This is a genomic window from Streptomyces sp. NPDC060209 (genome assembly GCF_042728155.1).
Classification (GTDB): Bacteria; Actinomycetota; Actinomycetes; order Streptomycetales; family Streptomycetaceae; genus Streptomyces.
The window spans coordinates 1-7,920 of sequence record NZ_JBHWZS010000370.1; the positions used below are offsets into that span (position 1 = coordinate 1).

General features: G+C 70.0%; 6 protein-coding genes. 1 reads left to right on the forward strand and 5 read right to left on the reverse strand.

The features are described from left to right. Window positions 1-23 precede the first annotated feature (23 nt). Entirely contained in the window at window positions 24-410 is a 387-nt protein-coding gene (gene trxA / locus ACFWFI_RS38450) for a thioredoxin (protein WP_387399799.1), read from the reverse strand. A 115-nt stretch (window positions 411-525) separates the two neighbouring features. On the opposite strand from trxA, the gene ACFWFI_RS38455 reads away from it, so the two are divergent. Next, window positions 526-1,971, forward strand: coding sequence for a dihydrolipoyl dehydrogenase family protein (locus tag ACFWFI_RS38455; RefSeq protein ID WP_387399802.1), 1,446 nt, complete (start codon window positions 526-528; stop codon window positions 1,969-1,971). Window positions 1,972-2,288: 317 nt separating this feature from the next. Here the strand turns inward: ACFWFI_RS38455 and ACFWFI_RS38460 are convergent, their stop codons facing one another. From ACFWFI_RS38460 to ACFWFI_RS38475, 4 genes are all read right to left on the reverse strand, one after another. Further along, on the reverse strand, window positions 2,289-2,933 hold the full coding sequence (locus ACFWFI_RS38460) for a dihydrofolate reductase family protein (RefSeq protein WP_387399804.1): 645 nt from the start codon (window positions 2,931-2,933) through the stop codon (window positions 2,289-2,291). Window positions 2,934-3,186: 253 nt separating this feature from the next. Continuing rightward, complete coding sequence (locus tag ACFWFI_RS38465; RefSeq protein ID WP_387399807.1) at window positions 3,187-3,318, reverse strand: hypothetical protein; 132 nt, start codon at window positions 3,316-3,318, stop codon at window positions 3,187-3,189. A 1,062-nt stretch (window positions 3,319-4,380) separates the two neighbouring features. Further along, window positions 4,381-5,808, reverse strand: coding sequence for an MFS transporter (locus tag ACFWFI_RS38470; RefSeq protein WP_387399809.1), 1,428 nt, complete (start codon window positions 5,806-5,808; stop codon window positions 4,381-4,383). Between the two features lie 283 nt (window positions 5,809-6,091). After that, window positions 6,092-7,255 carry an amidase family protein gene (locus ACFWFI_RS38475; protein ID WP_387399812.1) on the reverse strand — a complete coding sequence of 388 codons (1,164 nt, stop codon included), beginning with the start codon at window positions 7,253-7,255 and terminating at the stop codon, window positions 6,092-6,094. Window positions 7,256-7,920: the final 665 nt, after the last annotated feature.

Sequence of the window (7,920 nt, forward strand, 5' to 3'; positions counted from 1 at the left end):
CGTCTGCCGCACATCCGCAGGGACTACTGCTGCTCCTGCTCCTGCTGCGTCTGCTTCTGCTCCTCGACGGACTTGCGTACCTCGTCCATGTCCAGGTTGCGCGCCTGGCCGATGACGTCCTCCAGCGCCGCCTCGGGGAGCGCCCCGGGCTGCGAGAAGACCGCCACGTTGTCGCGGACGATCATCAGCGTGGGAATGGACCGGATCTCGAACGCGGCCGCCAGCTCCTGCTGCGCTTCCGTGTCGACCTTGGCGAAGACCAGGTCGGGGTGGCGCTCGGACGCAGAGTCGTAGACCGGGGCGAACTGCCGGCACGGACCGCACCAGGAAGCCCAGAAGTCGATCAGCAGAAATTCGTTGTCGCTCACGACCTGATCGAAGTTTTCCTTGGTGAGCTCTACGGTGCTCATACTCTCTTACCTCTTCCTGGGACCGCTCGAACCTGTCCGGCACAACGGTGACGTCTCTTGCGGTATTCCGCCTGCCCATGTGGCCGCGGCGCACACCCACGAGGACACTGTTCCCATGACTGATGTTGATGGTGCGCGGAGCAGTGAATATGACGTCGTCGTCATCGGGGCCGGCCCGGTGGGCGAGAACGTGGCGGACCGTGCCAGGGCCGCCGGACTGAGCACCGCGGTGATCGAGTCCGAACTCATCGGCGGTGAGTGTTCCTACTGGGCGTGCATGCCCAGCAAGGCACTGCTGCGCCCGGTCGTCGCACGCGCCGACGCGCGCCGCGTCCCCGGGCTGAGCGGCGCGGTGCAGGGGCCGCTCGACGCGGACGCCGTCCTCGCCCACCGTGACGAGCAGACGTCACACTGGAAGGACGACGGTCAGGTCGGCTGGCTGGACAGCATCGGCGCGGACATCTACCGCGGCAAGGGCAGGCTGACCGGAGTCCGGCAGGTGTCCGTCACGGACGCCGACGGGTCGGAGCAGCACCTCACCGCGCGGCACGCCGTCGCCGTCTGCACCGGGAGCCGGGCCGTCGTCCCCGCCCTGCCCGGCATCGCGGACGTCCGGCCGTGGACCAGCCGCGAGGCGACCAGCGCCAAGGAGGTGCCGGGCCGGCTCGTCGTCGTCGGCGGGGGAGTGGTCGGGGTTGAGATGGCGACCGTCTGGCAGGGACTCGGCGCCGAGGTGACGATGCTGATCCGCGGCGGGCAACTGCTCCCCAAGATGGAGACTTTCGCCGGTGACCTGGTCGCCGAGGCACTGACCGAAGCCGGCGCGCGGATCCTGACCGGGGTCTCGGCCACCGGAGTGCGCAGGGCCGGCCACGACGGGCCGGTCACCGTCGAACTGGACAACGGGGAACGGCTGGAGGCCGACGAGATCCTCTTCGCCACCGGCCGGGCCCCGCGCACGGACGACCTCGGCCTCGACACGGTGGGGCTCGAGCCCGGATCCTGGCTCGCCGTCGACGACAGCTGCCTCGTGGAGGGCAGCGACTGGCTGTACGCGGTCGGCGACGTCAACCACCGCGCGCTCCTGACCCACCAGGGCAAGTACCAGGCACGCATCGCGGGAGCCGCGATCGCGGCCCGTGCCCAGGAAACCCCCCTGCTGGAGACGGACCCCTGGGGCGCGCACGCGGCCACCGCCGACCACGCGGCCGTCCCGCAGGTCGTGTTCACGGACCCGGAGGCGGCTTCGGTCGGCCTCACGCTCGCCGAGGCGGAGGCGGCCGGCCACCGGGTCCGCGCTGTCGACTACGACCTGGCCTCGGTCGCCGGTTCCGGCCTGTACGCGCAGGGGTTCAAGGGCCGGGCCAGGATGGTCGTCGACCTGGACCGCGAGATCCTGCTCGGCGTCACGTTCGTCGGACCGGGCATCGGTGAACTGCTGCACTCGGCGACGGTCGCCGTGGCCGGTGAGGTCCCCATCGAGCGACTCTGGCACGCGGTACCGGCCTACCCGACGATCAGCGAGGTCTGGCTGAGGCTGCTGGAGACATACAGGGGTTAGGAACCGCCGTCGAGAGGCCACGCCGATAGGCACGGGCGGGGGCCATCGGCAGACGGGGCAAGCACAGGTTCCGTGATCACGGAGTCGGGACGCTCTGTGACCACCGGAGATCCTGTGCCTGCGATGCCATCATGTTGGCAAGCCCGGCCACGGTCGCGCGGTCGTTGAAGGCGCTGCCGATCAGGAGCAGCGGCGCGCCCTGGCCGGCCGTGCATATGGCGAACGTGGCGCGCCCCTGGAGGTGGTGTTCGCCCTGTCTGCCTTCGGAGCGTGCGGGGTGGGAGACCGAGGCCGATCGCCGCCTGTGCGGGCGGTCGCTACGGCCGGGTGAAGGTCATGTGCGTGACGCCGCTGGGGCTTGTCACGGACTCGGCCTGGAAGCGCTTCTCGAGTCCTTCGAGTCCGTCCCACAGGCGCTCGCCACGGCCCAGAACGATCGGGACGACGGCGATGTGCAGATGATCGATGAGGTCCTCGACGAGGAACTCGCGGATCGTGGTCGGCCCGCCACCGATCCTCACGTCCAAGTCGCCTGCGGCCTCGCGCGCCTGACGGAGTGCCTCCTGCGGGGTGGCGTCGATGAAGTGGAATGTGGTGCCGCCCTCCATCTCCACCGAGGGGCGGGGGTGGTGGGTCAGGACGAACACCGGGGTGTGGAACGGCGGATTGGGCCCCCACCAGCCGTTCCAGTCGTGGTTCTCCCAGGGCCCGCGCTGGGGGCTGAACTTGTTGCGGCCCATGATCTCCGCTCCGATGCCGACATCCCAGGTGCCGGCGATGGCGTCATCGACCCCAGTGCTCCCATCCGGCTTGCCCAGCATCTGCTGGAAGGTCCTGGTCGGGAAGAACCACTCATGGAGCCGCGTGCCGGCGTGGCCGAACGGGGTGTCGAGACTCTGCCCTTCACCAGTGGCGAATCCGTCGATAGAGATGGAGAAGTTGTGGACCCTCACGCGGGACATTGCACGGACTCCTGCCGTCGAAGCGATGTGATTGCGAATTGCAATCACTAGCCGTAGGCGAGCTTAAGGGCTGTCCCGTAATGCCCGGTGGATCAGCGCGCGGCGTCGGATGCGGTGCATCGCAAGGCGGAGGGGCGTCCTCGTACCGGGCGTATTCGGGCGACCCGACAACGCGGCGAGGTGCCGTAGCTGTCGTCGTGCGCCCGCCGGGTGTTACGGGACAGCCCTTAAGCTTGGTGATGGCACCGTGCAATCACTGGAGGTGGGCATGCGGGACAAACCGCATGCCGAAGATCTCCCCCTCTTCAACGGTGAAAGAGACGTCGTCGACGGCAACGTGCTGCCCGTAGCGCTTGTGCAGATTTCGTACTTCCAATGCGGTCATACCGCGAAGTTACGGGCGCACCGCACCCCGCCACATCGACCGCAGCGTCTGAGCTCGGGATTCGCGCCTCCACCGTTCGGTGGATCCACAGCACCTTGTGGAGCGCCCTACGCCCTGTTGACGACAACGTGTGCCTCGTCGTGTGGTTCGACGACTGAGCAAGTCGCTGCGACCGTGCATCGCTGGGCGCCCCCTTTCGGATCGTCTCGCTGACCAGATGAAGACGGCGGCGAGGTGGAGTCCGGCCCGGTGGACGGTGGCGCTCTTGTCGTAGCCGGTGGCCAGGCCGCGCCACTGCTTGAGCTTGCCGGAGCGGGAGGGTCCGAATGTTCATGTCGTTGGCCGCCGTCCCGGTTCCGCCGCTGAGGCCTGCGCCTGGAGGTGGAACCTTGAGCGGAGCGGACATTGTTGACCGCCCGTGCGCTTGCCTCTGCGGCGTGCACGGACTGCATCCGCTGATCGCGGGAGGAGCCCGGAGGTAGCCCCGGCGGTTTCGTCGAAACCTCGCGGAGCCGGCGGCCGGAGGGGCGTCGGGCGGGCAGGGTGAGTCGCCTTCCCGGGCCGACGCTTCTGACGCCGTACCAAGCGGATCGCCTGATGCTCCGCGGTCCGGTATAGCCTCGGTCCGCCTTGGCCAGTCGACCCCGCGCCCGCGGGGACGAGTGCCGCGGTCGAGTTGGGCAGGGCTGTCTCCCGGAGAATCGCCCCCGTTATCGAGTGCGGGGCTGCCGGCGCCTCGGGCCGTCGTTCCGTAAGCCGACTGCGGTGGTCATGCGGGCGGACAGGACGTCGTGTAGCGCCTTGCGGATCAGGCGCTCTCACTGATTTCGGTTGCCAGGGCGTCAATGCGGCTCGGGACGGTGGCCATGCACCACAAAAATCGGCTTCCAGATGAGCTGGTGCCGTGGCGGGCGACGTTCGACACCCGGCACGCACTCTCGCCGCACCGGCCGAAGGCCCAAGTACGTCCAGTACGAGGGCCTCCGGCCGGCACTCCGACAGCACGCACCGGACGTCGCTCCTTCACGGAAAGACGTTGCCTGCCGCGGCACCAGGTCCGCGTCAGGCGGACGGGGCCTCGGTCCGGGCGGGGGCCGCCGGGACCTCGCCCTCGTCCAGGGCGACGTCCTTCGTCTCCTTGCCGATGAGGAGGGCGGTCAGGGTGAGGACGGCCATCACGGAGAGGTAGACGCCGACCAGCCACGGGGAGCCGTCGCCGGCCTCCCAGAGGGCGACCGCGACGAACGGGGCGACGGCCGCGCCGAGGATGGAACTGACGTTGTAGGCGATGCCGGAGCCGGTGTAGCGGACGCTGGTGGGGAAGAGCTCCGGGAGCATCGCGCCCATCGGGCCGAACGTCGTGCCCATCAGGGTGAAGCCGAGGACCAGCCACAGGACCACGCCGAGCGTGCCCAGGTTGATCAGCGGCACCCAGACCAGGCCGAAGACGATGATGCCGGCCGTGACCCAGGCGAGGGTCTTGCGGCGGCCGTACTTGTCCGCGAGCGGGCCGGAGATCAGGGTGAACGCGGCGAAGAACAGCACGCCGAAGATCATCATCAGGACGAACGTGGTGTAGCTGTAGCCGAGTCCCGGGACGTCCGCGTCCTCGGCGGTGCGGCCGTAGCTCAGCGAGAACGTCGTCATCAGATAGAAGAGGACGTACGTCGCCAGCATCGCGAAGCTGCCGAGGACCAGCTGCTTCCAGTGGTGGCGGAAGACGGTGGCCAGCGGCAGCTTGCGGACCTTGCCGGTCTCCTGCGTCTTCGCGAAGACCTGCGACTCGACCAGGCGCATGCGCACCCACAGACCGATCGCGACCATGACAGCCGAGAACAGGAACGGGATCCGCCAGCCCCAGCTTTGGAAGGCGTCGGAGGGCTGCGAGGGGTCGGCGCCCGCCGCTGAGGGCAGCAGCGCGCCGATGATCAGGAAGAGGCCATTGCCGATGATGAACCCGAGCGGGGCGCCCAGCTGCGGGAACGTGCCCCACAGTGCGCGCTTCCCGGCGGGTGCGTTCTCGGTGGCGACCAGGGCCGCGCCGCTCCACTCGCCGCCGAGCGCGAAGCCCTGGGCGAGCCGCATAAGCACCAGCAGCGCCGTGGCGACCCAGCCGGCTTGCGCGTACGTCGGCAGAACGCCGATCAGGAAGGTGGCGATGCCCATCGTGAGCAGCGAGGCCACCAGGGTGCCCTTGCGGCCGAGGCGGTCGCCGAGGTGGCCGAAGACGATCGCGCCGATCGGGCGGGCGACCATCGCCGCGCCGAAGACCGCGAAGGAGGAGAGCAGGGCCGTGGTCGCGTCGCTGCTCGGGAAGAAGAGCTTCGGGAAGACCAGGACCGCGGCGGTTGCGTAGACGTAGAAGTCGTAGAACTCGATCGTCGTGCCGATGAGGCTGGCGATCAGGACGCGGGAGCGCGAGTTGGCGGGCGCGGCCTCGGCCGGGGACTGCGACGGGGCCTGGGCGGGCTCGTCAGTGGGAGCGTACATCTCTGGGACTTTCCCACGAGTGCGGAGTGCGGCCGTCGACTTGGAGGGCCGACGGTCCCGCACGGCGGCGCAGGTCCCCTCGTGGCAAGGCCGCGCGACCGGTGCGGGCGCCGAAACGATCTCATGCATCTCACAGGTCGGTTAGGTATCGTCCAGAATGTGGGATAACGGAACCAGTCGCGGGGCGGCACCGGCCCGCCCGCCGCACCCCGCCCGCCGCACCCCGGCCGCCCCCTCGCCGCGCCCGGGAGCTGGGAGACACGGCGCCCGCAGGCGTGGAGGCTCACACCCCAGCCGCCTCCACGCGGACCGCGAGGTCAAGAAGGTGGCGGTCGCTTCCGCGCGGGCCCACCAGGCACAGGCCCACGGGGGCGGTGCGACTGCGGACGGGGATGCTGACAGCGCAACGGCCCGTGAGGCCGGCGAGGCAGGTGAGCTGGAAGGTCTGGGCCCTGGCCTGCTCGATGACAGGGCCGCCGAGTGCGGCCTCCTCACGGGTGGGAGCCACCGAGGAGGCGGACGGCACGATGAGTACCCGGTCACCGAGCAGGTCGTCGACGCGGGCGCGCGCCTCGCGCAGGACCCGCTCGGCCGCGGCGAGATCGTCCGGGGTGTACTTCGACGCGGTCTCGAACCGGGACCTGACATCCGGGTTGAGGGACTCCCAGTGCCGCGAGACCCACGGCCCCCACTGGCGCCAGGCCTCCACGCCCTGCTTGGCCTGGAAGGCGCGCACCCAGCCGGGCAGCTCGCCGGCGTCGAACCGTACGCCCCGGACGCGCGGCAGCCCGGCGGCGCGCCAGCCGGCCACCGCCCGGCGCACCGAGGCGGCGACCTCCGGCGAGGCCACGTCGATGATCTCCTGCGCGAGCACGGCACCCGACGGAGCCGGGCCGGCGCCGCGGGGCAGCAGAACCCGCCCTGCGGCGCGCAGTGCCCTGGCGTCACGGGTGATCCAGCCGACCGTGTCGAAGGACTGCGCCAGCGGTAGCAGCCCCTTGGTGGACACCGCGCCGTGGCTCGGGCGCATTCCGTAAAGGCCCTGGTAGGAGGAGGGGATGCGGATCGAGCCTCCGGTGTCGGTGCCGAGACCGATATCGGCCTGACCCAGTGCGACGGCACTGGCGGGACCGGAGGTCGAGCCGCCCGAAATACGCTCCGGGGCCGCCGGGTTGGGCGGCGTACCATAGTGGCCGTTCGTGCCCGCCAGGCTGTACGCGAACTCATCGGTACGGGCAATCCCGGCAACGGCGGCGCCCGCCGCGAGCAACGCCGCAACCGCCGAAGCGGTGGTGGTCTCCGGGCGACTCCCGGCCAGCCAGGCGGGATTGCCCGCGCCCACCCGATGCCCCTCGACGGCGAACAGGTCCTTGACGGCCACGGTCAGTCCGGCCAGCGGACCGAATCCCGTCGCGGGGACCAGCGGGTCGCCGAACTCTCTCCACACCGTGGGATCGGGCTCCCCGGGCGAACGGGTGTCCGGTGCCGGCCTCCTGCCGGCTCCGGTCGCCGCGACCGCCGGCTGTCCTCCGGAAGAGACCAATGCCCCTGCCCCTGCTGTCGCCGCGAGTCCCAGAAACGACCGCCGGTTCGTCCACATCTGCCGCACCCCTCATCTCGTAAGCCGTTGATGGACGTTAGGCGGGATGTATATCGGTGCTGTTTCACAGTCGTGGGCGACAAGTAAACGGCCGGTCCGGACAGGCAAGGTCACCTGCCTGATCGGCGGAACCGGGTATACGGCACCCAGCCCGCGGCCATGACCAACCCTTTCTCACCTTGGGCTATGAGATGCATCCGGAAAGCCGTCGGCAGCCGGAGCACACGCTCACCGGCGGACGGTGCCCTTGTCGCCTGTGGCACCTGTGACAGCGGCCAGATGCGTGCCGGGGGTTCGCATCGCCGTCATGGTGTCGTCGACGGGCGTGTCGATCTGCTGCCGAGTGGCAGCGGGTTCCGGGCAGGGGCTGGCCGAAACCGCGGGCGCCGTACCGCGTGACGGACCGGTCCGGGGGCATGTTTTCGGCCGTTCGCTCCGGGGCCGCGCACTCGGCGGAACCGGCGTGGCTCCCGCGGCGTTTCCCCCACAGGCGACGCACGGCTGTGCGTGCG